Here is a 15,123-nt window from a genome sequence, read left to right on the forward strand (position 1 = left end):
GGGTGGGGACTCGACCGGGCTTTCTTCCTGGGCGCGCCGCCGCGTCACGGCGACGTACCCGATCGCTTTGGCGCTTTAGCGGACGCTGGCGACCGCGTCGTCGCGGCCGTCGTTGATCGTCACCCAAACGCCCGAATTCTCCGTCGATTGACGCTTGAGGTAAGTGTAGACCGTGTCGTTCCAGGCGAGCACTTTCGGCTCGAGATTGTCGAGGATGAATTCGCCGAGGCTGGTGCGCACCGTCAGCACCGCATGGCCGTCGCCATTCGGCTGGCGCACCACCGTCATCAGCAGATTGCCGGCTGGCACGCCCACGGCCATCAGCTCACGGCGCTTCTCCAGCGCGTAATCCTCGCAGTCGCCATAACCTTTGTCGGGATAGGCCCAGTATTCCTCGACACCGTAGATCTCCATGTCGGTGCGCGGCTTGACGCGGGTGTTGACCGTATTGTTGACGTTGACAATCGTCGCCCACAGCTTGCGCGTCAGCTCGACCGGCGAACCCTTCGGCGTCCGTTCATTGCATTCGACCGGAATGCGCTGGCAGAAATCGTAGTGACCGACCGGCTGGGTGGTGCGGCCACCCGTATGCATGAAAGCCGGTCCTGCGCTTGCCGTACCCCAGGCGGAAAGCTGCATCGCCATTGCCAAGAGCAACAGCTTGCCCCTCGTCATTTTCATTGTTGTAGTCTCCCCGTTTGCGGAGACTGTGCCACGTTGGGATTTATTTGACGCAAAAACCCGAAGTAGACATTGAGTAAAACGCCAGTAGAATAAACATAAAATTTGAACTACCGCGATTTCGGATTATTCAGATTTCGCCAGCTCGCGTGAGATCTAGATAGCGCTGGCGATCCGCGTCCGACCCGCCAAAATCAGGCAACAAAAAACCGGCCGCTACCGGCCGGCTCGCTTCGCGCTTGCGGTGCGGGTTTGCGTCAGGATCGCGGCGCGTTGAATTCCTGATCCAGAGTTTCCGGCCGCTGGATGACGGCGAATTCTATGGCGACGCCGTCCTCGAAATGGCGCACGATCTGGCCGCGCATCGTGCCTAACGTGACCTGGACGCCGATTGCCGGCTTGACATCGATCTCGATGGCGGCACCGGAGAGCGACAGGTCGATGATGCGGCACTGATACTGGCGCCCATCGGTGAGCTGCAGGACGCTCATCGGATTGCGCGGCGCCACGCGCTCGTGGCGGCGGTCCTCGGGCAGGTCGAGTTCATGCTTGTTGGCAAGCCAGGTGAGCTGCGCGGCAAGCTTGTCCTTCTTGCGCTCCGAGGCGATGACGGTCATGGCGAACCCGTCCTGCGACGTACGCGTCACGATGCCTTCGACGCGACCGATATGGTCGATATAGGCGATAACCTTCTCGCCCGGCATGCCGATCCGGTCCGTGCGCAACGCAACGTTGCCGGGCGACATATCGATCACCTGGCAAGGATGCTCGGTGCGGTCTTCCAGCATGAAACGTCCGTAGATTTTGACGCGGACACGCTGGAAGTTGCGCCGCTCAGCTCGTGACGGCGCATATTCTACCGCCGCTGACCTCATGACTGCCTACACCCGGTTGGCATTCCGCGCGACGATGCGAGGAATTTCGCCCGAAAAGCTACAGCAAAGCAGGTTAACAAACGGGAAAAGTCGGCCACAAAAGCCTGGGCCTGGGGCACGCGCAGCGCTGAAAAATCTAGCGAGAGCGACGGGAAACCTCACACGGCGGGGCTCACTCGTGACGCCCGCCGTCGAGGACGACGAGATGGCGGATGCGACGCACGCGGCCGAGCGCCGAAATGGTCTCCGGAGCATCGAATTCGGTCGGAACGAGCGAGGGGACGTCGATGGCCGGACGGTTCTTCAGGAACATCGGCTCCTTCTCGGGGTCTATCACCCGAATCGAATCGATGAGCGCGTCGGCGAGCGGGTCGGCACCAAGCCAGAACGGCTTGTCGGCGGTGCTGATGATGCCCAGGCAGCGCGGGTTCTCGGCGCCGCCGTCCAACGGCAGCGCCAAGAGCTCGAATTTGTTGGAGCGGCCGTTCCGGCTGAATCCCTCATAGGTCATGAGCAGAACCGACTTCTGATCGAAAACGCCCTGCATGAGCCGCGACACCAACCGTTGATCCTTCTCGCGCCAGAGCGAAGGGAAGGAGAAGCCCTTGAGCTCCCGGCCATAATAGGCGCAGAGCCTCGTGCCGGCCAGCCGGAACACCGCCTCGCCGCGCGTATCGCGCTCGAGGATGAAGGTGTCGGCCAGAAGCGACTTGATGTCCGCCGGCTCCACCTCCGATCGCTTCGGGGCAAGGCGGCCATCACGCAGCTGGTTCCAATATTGGAACAGCGCGATCGATCCTTTTTCGTTCATGTCCATCCTGCTCCGCACAACCTGTCTTTTGATGTCCCATCGGCGAACAGACAGGGCGCCCTCCGATGACCTTCATGCGGTGCGGAGCAGGATGCGTGCCAGTATCGTTAACGTTTGTTCACGCCTCGGGGTCGTTAAGGTTAACAAACGGTTTACATTGTGTGCCGCCGAGGCCTGTGGCACATCAAAACCACTCCAAAACGGTCGTTTCAGCAGCGATCGGCAGCACTTCAGTCACGAGTTTATGGGGAGCAGGGGGCTCGACCGGCCGTTCAGGGGGACACCTGAACGGCCTTCTTTTTGATTCGGCCCTTGCTCTGATTCGCCTTTTTCTGCGCGGGCGCTGTGGCGATTAGCCGTTTGTGATTCCAAAGCGCGTGATCTACATGCTCGTCGAAAACGCCGAGTCCCGAACCTGCAAGGGTGCATGAGCGAGCCCGTAAACCCCACCGAAAACAAACCGTTGCCGGACGAGGCGCTCGAGCCGCGGCGGCGCGAACCTGTATTCAACCTGCCGCCGGTGGTGCTTGCCGTGATCGGCATTTGCGCGGTCGTCTATCTGCTGCAGCAATATGTGCTGAACGAAACGCAGCAAATGACGCTGCTCTATGACGGCGCCTTCATTCCGGTGCTGTACACCGGCCAATACGGCTTCGACTGGTTCTTGTTCACGCGCCCGTTCACCTATGCGTTCATGCATGGGGGCGTCGCCCATATCGCCATCAACATGATCTGGCTTGCAGCCTTCGGCTCGCCGCTCGCCAATCGTCTTGGCGCGCTACGTTTCGCAATGTTCTACGCTGTGACCGGACTGGCCTCGGTCGCTCTGTTCTGGGCACTGCATCCCTATGGCGAGATGCCGCTCGTCGGCGCATCGGGCGCGATCTCCGGGATGATGGGCGCGGCCGCGCGCTACGGCTTCCGCGTCGACCGTTCGTCGGGCCGGGGTGCCTTCGCCGGCGAGCCGCTGCCGGTCGCATCGGTGTTGCGTTCGCGCGGCGTCATGACCTTTCTTGGCGTTTGGATGGTGATCAATCTGGCCACGGGCCTGCTCGGCTTCGCGCCGGGCATCGACGGCCAGATCGCCTGGGAAGCCCATATTGGCGGCTTCGTCGCCGGCTTTTTCGGACTGCGTTTCTTCGACCGTCCACTGGCTGCCGCCTAGAGCATGATCCCGAGAAGCGGGAACCGGTTTCGGAGAAGATCATACTCCAACAAGAGATAGATCAGGATGGTGATTCAACGAGACGCCATCCTGATCTACTCCTTAGGCGCACTTGAAATGCAACCAATCACGGCGCACGATGTTGCCCAAGCACCCAGTGTCTTCCTAAGGGCGCCGGGAGCGTCAAAGGCAGTGGAGGACGCCATGACGGTTAAGGCAATTCTTGAGAGCAAGGGCCATGACGTGTTCACGCTCGGGCCCAATGAAAAACTCAGCGAGGCCATTCGCATGCTGGCCGAGCACAGGATCGGCGCGCTCGTCATCACCAATGGCGACCGCAAGATCGTCGGCATTCTCTCTGAGCGCGATATCGTCAGGGTCGTGGCCAAGGAGGGCGCCGCCGCGCTCGACATCGCCGTGCGCTCGGCGATGACGCCGAAGGTCAAGATCTGCAACGAAAACCACACCGTCAACGAGGTGATGGAGATCATGACGCGCGGCCGCTTCCGCCATCTGCCGGTGGAGAAAAACGGGCTGCTCGACGGCATCGTCTCCATCGGCGACGTGGTCAAGCGCCGCATCGAGGATGTCGAGCGCGAAGCCGAAGAGATCAGGGCCTACATCGCCACGGCCTGAAGCAAACGGAAAGGTGCCGCCGGCGTTTCGGCCGGCGGCATTGGACATTAGCGATTGTCGAGTTCGGCGCGCACGAGCTCGAGCCCGCGTCGTGTCATGCGGTAAGGACCGCCGTTCGTCGAGGAAACCGCTTCTTGCGCCTCAATTTCCGAAAGAGTTCCAGGTCGAAGCCCGGATAGCGCCAGCCATCGCGGGTCAGGCACAGGACCGAGGCGATCTTCCTGCTTTCGTTCTTTTCGATTTCAATGCGCCGCCCTGCGCGAGCAGGTGCAGGATGCGCTGCTCGTTACGCGAAATGTCCATTGGAGAAGTCCCGGGAAAAACAACAAAAGCCGCCGCTGCGAGACATCGCGGCACGGGGTTTCAGGTTTTCTGCCTGCCTCGCTTAGGAGGTCAGGGCTTCACCGGGACTGAGCGTAAGTGGACATCCACTCTCCATTGGAATGGGGTATCCTATAAGCGAACGTGGCGGAAAAGGCCAGCGTGCGGGCTTTGCGCTTGTCTCGCAGGGCGGTTTGGACTAGCGAAGTTGCGCACCCAAAATGTGCATTAATGCATCTCAATGAGTACATTAATTGCAACTCCGAGAATTCAAAGTCTGCAGGCCTCCATGAGCATCATCGACACCCGCACCCCCGACGCAAAACGCCTGATCCCTGGCGCCACCGGCGACTGGGAGATCATCATCGGGCTCGAAGTGCATGCGCAAGTGATCTCGGAGGCAAAACTCTTTTCCGGCGCCTCGACGTCGTTCGGCGGGGCGCCCAATGCCAATGTTAGCCTTGTCGACGCAGCGATGCCGGGCATGCTGCCGGTCATCAACGAGGAATGCGTCAAGCAGGCGATCCGTACAGGGCTCGGCCTGAAGGCCGCGATCAATCATAAATCGGTCTTCGACCGGAAGAACTATTTCTATCCGGACCTGCCGCAGGGCTACCAGATCTCGCAGTTCAAGCAGCCGATCGTCGGCGAGGGCAAGGTGATCGTCTCCGTCGGGCCCAACCGCCAGGGCGAGTTCGAGGATATCGAGGTGGGCATCGAGCGCCTGCATCTGGAACAGGATGCCGGCAAGTCGATGCATGACCAGCATGCGACCATGTCCTATGTCGACCTCAACCGCTCCGGCGTGGCGCTGATGGAGATCGTCTCCAAGCCCGACATCCGCTCGGCCGACGAGGCCAAGGCATATGTGACGAAGCTGCGCACCATCATGCGCTATCTCGGCACATGCGACGGCAACATGGACGAAGGTTCGCTGCGCGCCGACGTCAACGTCTCGGTGCGCCGCCCGGGCGGCGCATTCGGCACACGCTGCGAAATCAAGAACGTCAACTCGATCCGCTTCATCGGCCAGGCGATCGAATCCGAGGCGCGCCGGCAGATCGCTATCCTCGAGGATGGCGGCAAGATCGACCAGGAGACCCGCCTGTTCGACCCGGTCAAGGGCGAGACGCGCTCGTTGCGCTCCAAGGAGGAGGCGCATGACTATCGCTATTTCCCGGATCCCGATCTTCTGCCGCTGGAATTCGACCAGGCCTATGTCGATGCGTTGGCGCAACACCTGCCGGAACTGCCCGACGACAAGAAGGCGCGGCTGATTTCGTCGCTGGGCCTGTCGACCTATGACGCCTCGGTGCTGGTGTCGGAAAAGCCGATTGCCGACTATTTCGAGAAGGTGGCATCCGGCCGCGACGGCAAGCTCGCCGCCAACTGGGTCATCAACGACCTGCTCGGCGCTCTCAACAAAGCCGGCAAAGACATTGAAAATGCTCCGCTTTCGCCAGAGCAGCTCGGCGCCGTCATCGACCTGATCAAGGAAGGCACCATCTCCGGCAAGATCGCCAAGGACCTGTTCGAGATCGTCTGGAACGAGGGCGGCGATCCGCGCCAGCTCGTCGAGAGCCGCGGCATGAAGCAGGTCACCGACACCGGCGCCATCGAGAAGGCCGTCGACGAGGTGATCGCCGCCAACCCCGACAAGGCCGAGCAGGCGCGCGCCAAGCCGACCATGGCCGGCTGGTTCGTCGGCCAGGTGATGAAGGCGACCGGCGGCAAGGCCAACCCGCAGGCGGTCAACGACCTCGTCAAGGCCAAGCTCGGCATCGAGGGCTAGCGATGTTCGTGCGGACGGCCAGCGAACGCGATCTCGCAGCCGTCCGTGCGTTGCTGGTCGAGACTTGGCATGCCACTTACGACGCCGTCTATGGCACCAAGCGGGTAACTGAAATCACGGATGACTGGCATTCGATCGCCTCGCTCAAGGCGCGGCTGGCGCGGCCGAATTCCGAGTTCCTGGTGGCTGACGACGGCAAGCGGCTCGGCGGCATGGCGTTCGCTGCCGCCACCACCGACCCGAAGATCGTTCTTTTGAACCAGCTTTACGTCCATCCGGCCTGCCAACGGCAGGGGATTGGCCAGTCGCTGCTCGATGAAGTTGAAGCCAGTTTTCCGGAGATGCATACGCTGCGCCTCGAGGTCGAGGAAGCAAATGCCGCGGCGATCGCCTTCTACGAGGCGAACGGGTTTCGCGCGACAGGCAGAACCGCCGATTGCGGCGGCAATTCGGGACTGCCCGCCCTCATCATGGAGAAGCGGCTCCGCTAGATCGGCAGCGAGCCCCCATTCATCGCGCGGTTTTGATTTGATCGCGCCGATCCGCGTGGTCAAGGCTGCGCATCGCCGGTGTCCCGCTCTCCCACTAGCCAGAGGCGTCGCCGGCAAATGGGGGATTGCCATGCCGAGCTTGCCTGAACTGATGCCGACCGAGGTGTCGGACGAGACTTTTGGCGGCGTGACCTATCACGTCGCCGGAGAACTGGTGCCGGTGCTGTCGGTCGATGTGACCAACATGCCGGTTTATTTCGAGCACCATATCCTGCTCTGGAAGAACACCGCCATCACCATCGGCCTGAAATCGCTGAAGGGCGCGCTGAAGCGCATGATCGCCGGCATGCAGATATTCGTCACCGAGGCGTCGGGGCCGGGCATCATCGCCTTCAGCCGCGACGGACCGGGCCATATCGTGCCGATCCATCTTCGGCGCGGCGAGGAGATCCAGGTGCGCGAGCACCAGTTCCTCGCCGCGACCGCCAGCGTCGACTACACTTTCGAGCGCGTGCGCGGACTGGGAACGATGCTGTTTGGCCAGAGCGGCTTCTTCATCGACCGCTTCCGCGGCGAGACAGGCGACGGCATCGTCTGGCTGCACGGTTACGGCAATGTCTTCGAGAAGGTGCTGGCGCCCGGCGAGACCATCGACATCGAGCCGGGCGGCTGGCTGTTCAAGGACGCATCGGTAAAGATGGATACAAGGATCGACCGGCTTTCCAGCGGCTTCTTCGGCGCCGCCATGAATTTCGTCGTCAATCGCTTCACCGGGCCAGGCCGCGTCGGCATCCAGTCGATGTATCTGCATATGCCGTCGGAAGAGTAGGCGGCGAGCCTGATCGAACGAAAGTCCGATCAGGCGGAGGGAATTTCCACATTGTCGATCAGGCGTGTCGTGCCGAGCCAGGCGGCCGCCAGCAGGCGGCCGTCGCGGTCTTTCCGCCAGGAGCTGAGCGTCGCGGCTTCGCGCGCGGCGACATAGTCAACCTTCTGGAAGCCCGCGGAGACGAGGGACTTCGCTGCGGCATCGGTGGCGCCGGTTTCATCCGCGCCGCCCGCAAGCGCCGCCGCGGTGCGGCGCAGGATCACGTTGAGCTCGCGTGCTATGCCGAGCTCGGCCTCGCCGAGATACGCATTGCGCGACGACATGGCGAGGCCATGGACGTCGCGCACCGTCGGCGCGCCGACGATCTCGACCGGCAGGTCGAGGTCGCGGCAGAGCTGCCTGACGACGCAAAGCTGCTGGTAGTCCTTCTCGCCGAACACGGCGCAATCGGGCGCCGCCTGCAGGAAGAGTTTTGCTACCACGGTCGCGACGCCGTCGAAGAAACTCGGCCTGAAGTCGGTTTCCAGGCCGCGAGAGGGGCCGCCCACCGAGATCTTCGTGGCGAAGCCAGCGGGGTACATTTCGTTTACGCCCGGCGTGAAGGCGAGATGCGCACCCGCATCCCGCAGCCGGTCGAGATCGTGCGCCAGCTGGCGTGGGTATTTGTCGAGATCCTCCGTCGGCGCGAACTGGGCCGGGTTGACAAAGATCGAGACGACGCAGCGATCGGCCCGTTCGAGCGCGATCCTGACCAGTGAGATATGGCCGTCATGCAGCGCACCCATGGTCGGCACCATGGCGACCTTCAGGCCGGCCTGTCGCCAGTTCCTGACCTGTGTCCGAAGCGCGGCGACGCTGTCGACGACGATTGGCGCGTTCATGTGTCGTCCTTGCCGGATGCTGTCGTGAAGACGTGGTCGGGGCCAGGAAAGGCACGGCTGCGCACCTCGGCGGCGTAGCGGGCCGCCGCATTCGCGATCATGCTGCGCAAGTCGGCGTATTCCTTGACGAACTTCGGCACGCGGTCGACGGTCATGCCGACCATGTCGTCGATCACCAGGATCTGGCCGTCGCAGTCGGCACTGGCGCCGATGCCGATGGTCGGTATGGAAATGTGACGGGTAAGCTTCGCAGCCACGGCCTCCATCGTGCCCTCGATGACCACCGAGAAGGCGCCGGCTTTTTCCACCGCCTCTGCATCGCGCAAGAGCGCTGCGATATTGTCGTCTGTCCGGCCCTTGATCTTGTAGCCGCCGTCCTTCTCCACCGATTGCGGCTGCAGGCCGATATGACCCATGACCGGTATTCCTTCGGCGACGATCGCCGCGATCTGGGCTGCCATGTCGACGCCGCCCTCGAGCTTCACGGCCTGGCAGCCTGTTTCCCCGACGATGCGCCGCGCCGAAGCGACGGCCTGGGCGGCCGACGTCTCGTAGCTGCCCGCAGGCATGTCGACCACCACGCAGGCCTTGGCCGAGCCGCGCATCACAGCCTGGCCGTGCGCGATCATCATCTCCAGCGAGGCGCCGAGCGTGGTGGCGTGGCCGTGCAGGACCATGGCGACGCTGTCGCCGACCAGCAGCAGGTCGACATGCGGATCGAGCAGGCGGGCGACAGGATAGGTGTAGGCGGTAAGGCAAACGATCGGCACGCCGCCCTTGCGGCGGCGAATGTCTTCGGCGCTGATCCGGCTGTCTGCGGACGGATCCCGGCTCAATCGTCACCTCCTCAAGGCGTGCCCCGAACGGGCGGGCCGAGCTTTAGAAAGACAGGCGGCGCTTGGCAAGCCGCACTGCCGCCGGCAGGACAACTGCATCGACTAATGCATGTCGGCCGGAAGTGTGGAGCGGTTCTGGGACGACGACATGCATCAAGATATGAACGCATGGAGCATTTCCATTCGGGGTGTGGCAAAGCCCTTGCCTTCGCGGTGACGTGACGCCATAAGCAGGGGAAAGGCGCAGCCGCTGCCGCCGCGAGGATTTGGATGAAGACTTTCCTGCTGCAGTTTTTCACCTGGTGGAACAGCCAGACGCTCGGCACCCGCTTCCACACCTGGCGCTTCGGCAAGCGGGTCGGCGAGGACGAAGCCGGCAACGTCTACTATGAAGGCGGCATCGATTCGGAAGGCCGCACCCGCCGCTGGGTAATCTATCGCGACTATTCGGAAGCCTCGAAGATCCCGCCGGGCTGGCATGGTTGGATCCACCACCGCGTCGATACACCTCCATCGAGCGAGAGCTACAAGGCTCGCGAGTGGCAGAAGGAGCATCGGCCGAACCTGACCGGAACGCCCGGCGCCTATCGTCCGCAGGGTTCCATCCTGACCAACCAGCATCGCCCGCAGGTGACCGGCGACTACGACGCCTGGACGCCCGGATCGTAATCCACGTCCCAGACGCCGCTTCGGTCCTTTGTCGCCACAATTGGCGTTTAGCTGCTTGCTGATTGCGCAGCCTCGACTAGCCTTGGGCGTTGAAGAATCACCCGGGCACAACCACCGGTATTTGCATGAGCTCTCCTAAGCAATTCCAGGAAAAGTGCGCAGCGGTTTTCCGTCCTGAATTGCGCCCCAGGATTCCAAGCCACATCTCAAAGGCCCTAATCGCGGCGACGTCCGTTCTGCTTGCCTCGACAGCGGTGTTCGCCGCCGCGCAGGCGCCGGCCGCTGCACCTGCGGCCTCTGACCGCATCACCAATCCGGTGGCCGCGTTCGCCGGCATCGACAAGATCACCGGCCGCATCATCACCTTCGACGTCTATATCGACGAGACCGTTCAGTTCGGCGCTTTGCAGGTGACGCCTCGCGTCTGCTATTCGCGGCCGGACACGGAGCAGCCGAAGACCGATTCCTTCGTCGAGGTCGACGAGATCACGCTCGACCGCAAGATCCGCCGCATCTTCACCGGCTGGATGTTTGCCGAAAGCCCCGGCCTCAACGCCGTTGAGCACGCCGTCTATGACGTCTGGCTCAAGGGCTGCAAGCAGAAGTCGGACGTGCCGCCGCCGACCGCGGCCAAGGCCGACACAGGCAAGCCGAAGACCGAAGCCGCCAAGGCCAGGGCTCCGGCGCAGCCGGCGGACGCCGCCTCCGAACCGACTGATGCGGCGCCGGCACCCGACGACACGACCGACACCAACTGATCTCGGAACCTGCCCGTCTTTGAGCCGTTCCAGATCGGCGACAGGCGAGGAGGATTCTGCGATGACCACCAGATCGATCACGGCCAACAAGCAGGAGCTTCTCGATATCGAGAAGGGCTTTTGGACAGGCGATTCCGCTTACTATGAAGCCAATGCCGATGTGGATTGCCTGGTGGCGTTCCCGCAGATGGCGCAGGCGATGACCAACGCCGATCTCGCAAAGACGGCGGCCAAGCCTAACAGATGGCGCGACCTCGACATTAAGCTGAAGGGCATGGTCGAGCCCGGCAGCGACATCGTCATGCTGACTTACGAGGCGCGCGCGACGCGCGAGAACGGCGAATCCTATGCTGCCCTCGTCAGCACCGGCTATGTCCATCGCGCTGACGGCTGGAAGATGATGTTCCATTCGCAAACGCCGATCGAGGCGGCAGCGCGGGCTCAAGGATAGAAGACGGCCTCGCCCTTCAGCGCCTCGGCGAGCAGCTTCTCATACTGGCCGCGCGGCACGTCGACAGCGCCGAAGCGCTTCAAATGCTCGGTCGTGAACTGCGTGTCGAGCAGCGCGAAGCCGCGCGCCTTCAGCCGCTCGACGAGATGGTAGAGACAGGTCTTCGACGCGTCGGTCTCCCTGGCGAACATGCTTTCGCCGAAGAACACGCGTCCGAGCGAGACGCCATAGAGGCCGCCGACCAGCCGTTCCTCGCGCCATGCTTCGACCGAATGGCAGTGGCCCAAGCGATAGAGCTCGACATAGGCTTCGCGGATCGGCGCATTGATCCAGGTCGAGCGGCGCTCCTCGCGTTTTTCGGCGCAGCCGTCGATCGTCGCCTCGAAATCGAAGTCGTAGCGGATCTCGAACGGATGCTTGCGGATCGTCTTCTTCAGGCTGCGCGGTGTGTGGAATCCGTCCAGCGGAATGATGCCGCGCGTTTCCGGCCGCACCCAGAACACTTCCGGGTCGTTGGCGCTCTCGGCCATCGGGAAGACACCGGAAGCGTAAGCCCGAAGCAGCAGGTCGGTCGGAATGCGATAGCCTGGTGCGTAGGGGCGGGTCATCGCATCCCCGTGCTATTCACCCTTGGCCAGGTATTTTTCCAGCCAGTGGATGTCGTAGTCGCCATTGGCGATGTCGGGATTGCCGACCAGGTCGCGGAACAGCGGCAGCGTCGTCTTGATGCCGTCGACGACGAATTCGTCGAGCGCGCGGCGCAGCCGCATCATGCATTCGACGCGGTTGCGGCCATGCACGATCAGCTTGCCGATCAGGCTGTCGTAATAGGGCGGGATTTTGTAGCCCGAATAGACGCCGGAATCGACGCGGATACCGAGGCCGCCGGGCGTATGGAAATGCGTGATCGTGCCGGGCGAGGGCGTGAAGGTGCGCGGATCCTCGGCGTTGATACGGCACTCGATGGCATGGCCGTTGAACTTGATGTCTTCCTGCTTGACCGACAGCCCGCCGCCCGAGGCGACGCGGATCTGCTCATGCACGAGGTCGATGCCGGTGATCGCTTCGGTCACCGGATGCTCGACCTGAAGACGCGTGTTCATCTCGATGAAATAGAACTCGCCATTCTCGTAGAGGAACTCGATCGTGCCGGCGCCCGAATAGCCGAGATCGGCGATAGCCCTGGCGCAGATGCCGCCGATGCGCGAACGCTCCTCGGCATTGAGCGCGGGGGAATTGGCTTCCTCCCAGACCTTCTGGTGGCGCCGCTGCAGCGAGCAGTCGCGCTCGCCGAAATGCACGCCTCGGCCGGCCCCGTCGCCGAACACCTGCACCTCGATATGGCGCGGCTTCTGCAGATATTTCTCGATGTAGACGGCGTCGTCGCCGAAGGCCGCCCCCGCTTCCGACTTGGCCGTCTGCAAGGCGACTTCGAGGTCCGCCTCGGTGTGCGCCACCTTCATGCCGCGGCCGCCACCGCCGGCGGAGGCCTTGATGATCACCGGATAGCCGATCTCGGCGGCGACGCGCTTGGCTTCCTTCTCTTCGCTGATCGCGCCATCGGACCCAGGCACGACGGGGATGCCGAGACGCTTCGCCGTGCGCTTGGCCTCGATCTTGTCGCCCATGACGCGGATATGGTCGCCTGACGGGCCGATGAAGGTGATGTTGTGGGCCGCTAGGATGTCGGCGAACTTGGCGTTCTCCGACAGGAAGCCGTAGCCCGGATGCACGGCATCGGCGCCGGTGATCTCGCAGGCGGCGACGATCTGGTGGATGTTGAGATAGCTTTCGCGGGACGGCGGTGGGCCGATGCAGACGCTCTCGTCGGCAAGCCGCACATGCATGGCGTCGGAATCCGCGGTCGAGTGGACCACCACCGTCTGGATGCCGAGCTCCTTGCAGGCGCGCAGCACCCGGAGCGCGATTTCGCCGCGATTGGCGATGAGGATTTTCTGGAACATCTCCTGATTGTTCCCGGCTCTACTCAAGAACCACCAGCGGCATTCCGTATTCGACCGGCTGGGCATCCTCGATGAGGATCGCCGTCACCGTGCCGGCACGCGGCGAGGGGATCTGATTCATCGTCTTCATCGCTTCGATGATGAGCAGCGTCTGGCCTTCCTTGACCTTCTGGCCGACCTCGATGAACGCCTTGGCGTCGGGTGAGGGTGCCAGATAGGCGGTGCCGACCATCGGGGAGGGCACTGCGTTCTTGGACATATCGGCGGCCGCGGCTGCCGTTGCTGGCTGAGCCGCGGCGGTCGCAGGAGCCGCGGCGGGCGCCGGCAGCGCCGCTGCAACCGCATGGACGGCCTGCGCCTGGCGCGAGACGCGCACCTTGAGGTCGCCGAGCTCGACCTCGATCTCGGTCAGATTGGTGTCGTTCAGAATGCCCGCCAGATCGCGGATCAGCTGCTGGTCAACACCGTTCTTTTTTATCGACATTTTCGAGCCTTCTGTTTGGGGGTCGGTCACAGGCGTGCCGCCAGTGCCTGCAGCGCGAGCGTGTAGCCGAGCGGCCCGAACCCGCAGATCATGCCGACAGCGACCGGCGCGACCATGGAGACGTGGCGGAAGGGCTCCCGCGCGTGGATGTTGGAAAGATGGACTTCCGCGACGGGCAGCGGTGCTGCGGCGCGGATGGCGTCATGGATGGCGATCGATGTGTGGCTGTAGGCGCCGGGGTTGATGACGATGCCTGCCGCCTTCTCGCTGGCTTCCTGGATCCAGTCGACCAGATCGCCCTCATGGTTGGATTGGCGAAAATCGATCTCGAGCCCGAGCGCGGCGCCGGCCGTCTTGCAGTCCTCGGCGATGGCCGCAAGCGTCTTGCCGCCATAAATCCCCGGCTCGCGCTTGCCGAGCGCATTGAGATTGGGACCGTTGAGGACGAAAATCGTTTTCAATATGCCGACCTTGTTCTGCGCCGACCCCAAGCCGGCGCACTGGGCCTCTATAATGGGCATAGCCGCCCGCGAAAAGAGCGCAAGTGCGTTCTTTCGCTGTCCACAGCGGCCGGCTTTTACACCGCGGGCGCGCCTAGAGCGCGCTTTTTGCCTCTTCGATCTTTTCCGCCAGAACCTGCTGGCCGAGCGCTCCGAAGATCACCTCGTTGCCGACGACATAGGACGGCGTGCCGGTGATCGACAGTTTCGTCGCAAGATCATAGGTGCGCGAGAGCGTTTCGGCGATGCGCGGGTCCTTCATCTTCTCGCGCAGCGCTGCCTCGTCGGCGCCGAGCGAAAGCGCCACTTTGATCGCGGTCGCCTCGGTGGCGCGACCCTGGCCGCCGAGCAGCGCGGTGTGGAACTCACGATACTTCTCCGGATGCATCAGGTGGAACGCCATGGAGACGACGCTGGCCTTCTGCGAATCCGGGCTGAGGATCGGGAACTCCTTGAGTACGAAGCGCAGGTCCGGATCGGACTTGGTCAGCGCCTGCATGTCCTCGATGGCGCGTTTGCAGAAGCCGCAATTGTAATCGTAGAACTCGACGATCGTGACCTTGCCTTTCGGGTTGCCGACGACGCCGTCGAAGGTCGAGTTGAAGATCTCGTCCTTGGAGTTCTTGATGACGCCGAGTGCGGCGAGCCGCTGCTCTTCCTTCTGCTTGGCCTCGAGCGCGTCCTGCACCTCGAGCAGAACTTCTGGATTCTTCAAGAGATAATCGCGGATGATGCCTTCGACCTCCTTGCGATCGATCTTGGTATCGGCGGAGGCCTTGGTATCGGTGGAAGACGTGACCTGGGCGACTTGCACGGTGTCGGCCCTCGCGGGCTGCGGGTTTCCCGCCATGAAACCGAAAGCCAGCATGCCGAGCGCCACCGCCAGACCGCCGGCGCTGCCAAGCAGGATTGCCTTGTTCATATCGTCGTTCCTTTTGCCGGTTCCGGTCCGCCTTGGTCGCCGCCAGGGCCCGGGAGG

18 protein-coding genes and 1 pseudogene are annotated in these 15,123 nt (G+C 62.9%); 8 read left to right on the top strand and 11 right to left on the bottom strand.

Translation table 11 applies throughout. The features are described 5' to 3' along the window. Window positions 1-75 precede the first annotated feature (75 nt). The 3 genes from LB525_RS26255 to LB525_RS26265 all read right to left on the bottom strand — a co-directional run bounded on the left by LB525_RS26255 (window position 76) and on the right by LB525_RS26265 (window position 2,367). Window positions 76-681 carry a transglutaminase-like cysteine peptidase gene (locus LB525_RS26255; protein ID WP_224549013.1) on the bottom strand — a complete coding sequence of 202 codons (606 nt, stop codon included), beginning with the start codon at window positions 679-681 and terminating at the stop codon, window positions 76-78. 257 nt (window positions 682-938) lie between these two features. Continuing rightward, on the bottom strand, window positions 939-1,556 hold the full coding sequence (locus LB525_RS26260) for a PilZ domain-containing protein (RefSeq protein ID WP_095767620.1): 618 nt from the start codon (window positions 1,554-1,556) through the stop codon (window positions 939-941). A 172-nt stretch (window positions 1,557-1,728) separates the two neighbouring features. Further along, complete coding sequence (locus LB525_RS26265) at window positions 1,729-2,367, bottom strand: PAS domain-containing protein (protein WP_224532340.1); 639 nt, start codon at window positions 2,365-2,367, stop codon at window positions 1,729-1,731. Between the two features lie 427 nt (window positions 2,368-2,794). On the opposite strand from LB525_RS26265, the gene LB525_RS26270 reads away from it, so the two are divergent. Both LB525_RS26270 and LB525_RS26275 read left to right on the top strand, forming a co-directional pair. Further along, window positions 2,795-3,532, top strand: coding sequence for a rhomboid family intramembrane serine protease (locus LB525_RS26270; RefSeq protein ID WP_224532341.1), 738 nt, complete (start codon window positions 2,795-2,797; stop codon window positions 3,530-3,532). Between the two features lie 204 nt (window positions 3,533-3,736). Then, a complete protein-coding gene (locus LB525_RS26275; protein WP_040983461.1) occupies window positions 3,737-4,168 on the top strand; it encodes a CBS domain-containing protein in 432 nt (143 codons plus the stop codon). A 47-nt stretch (window positions 4,169-4,215) separates the two neighbouring features. Here the strand turns inward: LB525_RS26275 and LB525_RS26280 are convergent. Continuing rightward, window positions 4,216-4,471: pseudogene (locus LB525_RS26280) on the bottom strand (YjhX family toxin). Between the two features lie 307 nt (window positions 4,472-4,778). On the opposite strand from LB525_RS26280, the gene gatB reads away from it, so the two are divergent. From gatB to LB525_RS26295, 3 genes are all read left to right on the top strand, one after another. Beyond that, a complete protein-coding gene (gatB, locus tag LB525_RS26285; RefSeq protein WP_224532342.1) occupies window positions 4,779-6,281 on the top strand; it encodes an Asp-tRNA(Asn)/Glu-tRNA(Gln) amidotransferase subunit GatB in 1,503 nt (500 codons plus the stop codon). Window positions 6,282-6,283: 2 nt separating this feature from the next. Then, window positions 6,284-6,772 carry a GNAT family N-acetyltransferase gene (locus LB525_RS26290; protein ID WP_224532343.1) on the top strand — a complete coding sequence of 163 codons (489 nt, stop codon included), beginning with the start codon at window positions 6,284-6,286 and terminating at the stop codon, window positions 6,770-6,772. Between the two features lie 130 nt (window positions 6,773-6,902). Continuing rightward, the gene (locus LB525_RS26295; protein WP_140541352.1) at window positions 6,903-7,601 is read left to right on the top strand and encodes an AIM24 family protein; all 699 of its coding nucleotides are present in this window, start codon (window positions 6,903-6,905) and stop codon (window positions 7,599-7,601) included. Window positions 7,602-7,630: 29 nt separating this feature from the next. Here the strand turns inward: LB525_RS26295 and panC are convergent, their stop codons facing one another. Beyond that, window positions 7,631-8,482: a pantoate--beta-alanine ligase gene (gene panC, locus LB525_RS26300; protein WP_224532344.1), complete on the bottom strand. Its 852-nt coding sequence runs from the start codon at window positions 8,480-8,482 to the stop codon at window positions 7,631-7,633. After that, window positions 8,479-9,318 (bottom strand): 3-methyl-2-oxobutanoate hydroxymethyltransferase, encoded by an 840-nt coding sequence (gene panB / locus LB525_RS26305; protein ID WP_095767614.1) that lies wholly within the window; start codon window positions 9,316-9,318, stop codon window positions 8,479-8,481. The genes panC and panB overlap by 4 nt, the downstream gene beginning before the upstream one ends. Window positions 9,319-9,588: 270 nt before the next feature. On the opposite strand from panB, the gene LB525_RS26310 reads away from it, so the two are divergent. The 3 genes from LB525_RS26310 to LB525_RS26320 all read left to right on the top strand — a co-directional run bounded on the left by LB525_RS26310 (window position 9,589) and on the right by LB525_RS26320 (window position 11,196). Beyond that, window positions 9,589-9,987 (top strand): NADH:ubiquinone oxidoreductase subunit NDUFA12, encoded by a 399-nt coding sequence (locus LB525_RS26310; protein ID WP_140678429.1) that lies wholly within the window; start codon window positions 9,589-9,591, stop codon window positions 9,985-9,987. A gap of 254 nt (window positions 9,988-10,241) precedes the next feature. Beyond that, window positions 10,242-10,745: a DUF2155 domain-containing protein gene (locus LB525_RS26315; RefSeq protein ID WP_411909011.1), complete on the top strand. Its 504-nt coding sequence runs from the start codon at window positions 10,242-10,244 to the stop codon at window positions 10,743-10,745. A gap of 61 nt (window positions 10,746-10,806) precedes the next feature. Then, complete coding sequence (locus tag LB525_RS26320) at window positions 10,807-11,196, top strand: hypothetical protein (RefSeq protein ID WP_095767611.1); 390 nt, start codon at window positions 10,807-10,809, stop codon at window positions 11,194-11,196. On the opposite strand, the gene aat is transcribed toward LB525_RS26320, so the two are convergent. From aat to LB525_RS26345, 5 genes are all read right to left on the bottom strand, one after another. Further along, a complete protein-coding gene (aat, locus tag LB525_RS26325; protein WP_095767610.1) occupies window positions 11,187-11,804 on the bottom strand; it encodes a leucyl/phenylalanyl-tRNA--protein transferase in 618 nt (205 codons plus the stop codon). The two genes, LB525_RS26320 and aat, sit on opposite strands and share 10 nt — an antisense overlap. A 12-nt stretch (window positions 11,805-11,816) precedes the next feature. Continuing rightward, window positions 11,817-13,160, bottom strand: coding sequence for an acetyl-CoA carboxylase biotin carboxylase subunit (accC, locus tag LB525_RS26330; protein WP_224532345.1), 1,344 nt, complete (start codon window positions 13,158-13,160; stop codon window positions 11,817-11,819). A gap of 19 nt (window positions 13,161-13,179) precedes the next feature. Then, window positions 13,180-13,644 (bottom strand): acetyl-CoA carboxylase biotin carboxyl carrier protein, encoded by a 465-nt coding sequence (gene accB / locus LB525_RS26335; protein ID WP_095767608.1) that lies wholly within the window; start codon window positions 13,642-13,644, stop codon window positions 13,180-13,182. A gap of 26 nt (window positions 13,645-13,670) precedes the next feature. After that, window positions 13,671-14,105 (bottom strand): type II 3-dehydroquinate dehydratase, encoded by a 435-nt coding sequence (gene aroQ / locus LB525_RS26340; protein ID WP_224532346.1) that lies wholly within the window; start codon window positions 14,103-14,105, stop codon window positions 13,671-13,673. 133 nt (window positions 14,106-14,238) lie between these two features. After that, window positions 14,239-15,066 carry a DsbA family protein gene (locus tag LB525_RS26345; protein ID WP_140842817.1) on the bottom strand — a complete coding sequence of 276 codons (828 nt, stop codon included), beginning with the start codon at window positions 15,064-15,066 and terminating at the stop codon, window positions 14,239-14,241. Window positions 15,067-15,123: the final 57 nt, after the last annotated feature.

The sequence above is a fragment of the Mesorhizobium sp. CA16 genome (genome assembly GCF_020165175.1).
GTDB lineage: Bacteria > Pseudomonadota > Alphaproteobacteria > Rhizobiales > Rhizobiaceae > Mesorhizobium.

Bases quoted from the DNA above. Each gene is read 5' to 3' on its own strand.
- LB525_RS26255 (WP_224549013.1), bottom strand. From the start codon at position 681: ATGAAAATGACGAGGGGCAAGCTGTTGCTCTTGGCAATGGCGATGCAG.
- LB525_RS26260 (WP_095767620.1), bottom strand. From the start codon at position 1,556: ATGAGGTCAGCGGCGGTAGAATATGCGCCGTCACGAGCTGAGCGGCGC.
- LB525_RS26265 (WP_224532340.1), bottom strand. From the start codon at position 2,367: ATGAACGAAAAAGGATCGATCGCGCTGTTCCAATATTGGAACCAGCTG.
- LB525_RS26270 (WP_224532341.1), top strand. From the start codon at position 2,795: ATGAGCGAGCCCGTAAACCCCACCGAAAACAAACCGTTGCCGGACGAG.
- LB525_RS26275 (WP_040983461.1), top strand. From the start codon at position 3,737: ATGACGGTTAAGGCAATTCTTGAGAGCAAGGGCCATGACGTGTTCACG.
- gatB (WP_224532342.1), top strand. From the start codon at position 4,779: ATGAGCATCATCGACACCCGCACCCCCGACGCAAAACGCCTGATCCCT.
- LB525_RS26290 (WP_224532343.1), top strand. From the start codon at position 6,284: ATGTTCGTGCGGACGGCCAGCGAACGCGATCTCGCAGCCGTCCGTGCG.
- LB525_RS26295 (WP_140541352.1), top strand. From the start codon at position 6,903: ATGCCGAGCTTGCCTGAACTGATGCCGACCGAGGTGTCGGACGAGACT.
- panC (WP_224532344.1), bottom strand. From the start codon at position 8,482: ATGAACGCGCCAATCGTCGTCGACAGCGTCGCCGCGCTTCGGACACAG.
- LB525_RS26310 (WP_140678429.1), top strand. From the start codon at position 9,589: ATGAAGACTTTCCTGCTGCAGTTTTTCACCTGGTGGAACAGCCAGACG.
- LB525_RS26320 (WP_095767611.1), top strand. From the start codon at position 10,807: ATGACCACCAGATCGATCACGGCCAACAAGCAGGAGCTTCTCGATATC.
- aat (WP_095767610.1), bottom strand. From the start codon at position 11,804: ATGACCCGCCCCTACGCACCAGGCTATCGCATTCCGACCGACCTGCTG.
- accC (WP_224532345.1), bottom strand. From the start codon at position 13,160: ATGTTCCAGAAAATCCTCATCGCCAATCGCGGCGAAATCGCGCTCCGG.
- accB (WP_095767608.1), bottom strand. From the start codon at position 13,644: ATGTCGATAAAAAAGAACGGTGTTGACCAGCAGCTGATCCGCGATCTG.
- LB525_RS26345 (WP_140842817.1), bottom strand. From the start codon at position 15,066: ATGAACAAGGCAATCCTGCTTGGCAGCGCCGGCGGTCTGGCGGTGGCG.